Origin of the sequence: Streptomyces niphimycinicus, assembly GCF_018883605.1 — a bacterium.
GTDB classification, from domain to species: Bacteria; Actinomycetota; Actinomycetes; order Streptomycetales; family Streptomycetaceae; genus Streptomyces; species Streptomyces niphimycinicus.
The window spans coordinates 1-1,407 of the sequence record NZ_JAHLEM010000504.1 but is presented as its reverse complement, the minus strand read 5'-3'; the positions used below and the strand labels follow the sequence as shown (position 1 = coordinate 1,407).

The following is a 1,407-nucleotide window of genomic DNA, read 5'->3' as shown; positions in this document are numbered from 1 at the left end:
GCGCGCTCGAACGCCTCCCAGGAGGTCTCCAGCAGCAGCCGCTGCTGCGGGTCCATGGCGAGCGCCTCGCGCGGCGAGATGCCGAAGAACGCCGGGTCGAAGTCGGCCGCGTCGTGCAGGAAGCCGCCCTCGTGGACGTACGGCTCCTGGCCGCTGTCCGGGTCCGGCTCGAAGAGGACGTCGGTGGCCCAGCCGCGGTTGGTGGGGTACGGCGTGGCCGCGTCACCGCCGCGGGCGACGAGCTCCCACAGCTCCTCGGGGGTGCTGACCCCGCCGGGGTAGCGGCAGCTCATCGCCACGATGGCGATCGGCTCCTGCTCACGCTCCTCGACCTCGCGCAGCCGCCGCCGCGCCTCGCGCAGGTCGGTGGTGGCCCGCTTGAGGTAGTCGAGGTACTTCTCTTCGTTCGCCGTCGCCATTACGCCGTCCCCGCGGTGCTGAGATAAGTCGATGAGCTCTTGTGGAGCAGGTCAGGAGAGCCCGAGCTCGTCGTCGAGGAGATCGAAGATCTCGTCTGCCGTAGCGGACTGGATTTCACGGTCTTCTGCGGTGCTGTCCGTAGCACTTTGCGTTTCATTCCACTTCGACAGGAGGTCGCGCAGGCGGGTGGTGATGCCGGGGCGCTCGATGTCGTCCGGGGCGATCGTGGCGAGGATCGCCTCGAGCTTGTCGAGCTCCGCGTGTACGGGCGGGTGTCCGGCCGCGCCGGCCGCGCCATGCAGGCCCAGCTCCTCGCGCAGATAGCCGGCGAGCGCGGTGGGCGTCGGGTAGTCGAAGATCAGCGTGACCGGCAGGCGCAGCCCGGCGGCGGCGCCCAGTCGGTTGCGCAGATCCACGGCGGTGAGCGAGTCGAAGCCGAGGTCGAGGAAGCCGCGACCGGCGTCCACGTCGTCCGGGGTGGCGTAGCCGAGGACGGCGGCCACATGGCTTCGGACGACCTCCAGCAGTTCCCGGTCGCGTTCGGTCTCCGAGAGTCCGGAGAGCCTTGTCGCGAGCGAGCCCGCGCCGGAGTCGGCCAGGGCTGCGGCACCGGTGGTCCCGGTGTCGGCGGAGCGCCGTACGGGGGTGCGGACCAGGCCGCGCAGCAGCGGCGGCAGCAGCCCGGCGGCGGCCTGGCCGCGCAGCGCGCCGGTGTCGATGCGGATCGGGACGAGCACGGCCTCGGGCAGGGTGCCCGACAGGTCGAACAGGGCCAGGCCCTCGTCCTGCGGGAGCGCCGCGAAGCCACCGCGCGAGATGCGGGTCACATCGGAGGCGTCGAGGCTTCCGGCCATGCCGTCGGCCGCCGCCCACAGGCCCCAGGCGAGCGAGCTCGCGGGCAGGCCCTGGGCGTGGCGGTGCTGGGCGAGCGCGTCCAGGAAGGTGTTGGCCGCGGCGTAGTTTCCCTGTCCCGAGCTGCCGAAGGCA

The 1,407-nt window shown here is 72.3% G+C and carries 2 protein-coding genes; both read right to left on the bottom strand.

The window, feature by feature from the left end; all coding sequences use genetic code 11:
- A partial coding sequence (locus tag KN815_RS34280; RefSeq protein ID WP_216345748.1) for a beta-ketoacyl synthase N-terminal-like domain-containing protein occupies positions 1 to 419 on the bottom strand: 419 nt, incomplete at its 3' end.
- A gap of 51 nt (positions 420 to 470) precedes the next feature.
- On the bottom strand, positions 471 to 1,407 hold a 937-nt coding region (locus KN815_RS34275), incomplete at its 5' end, for a KR domain-containing protein (RefSeq protein ID WP_216345747.1).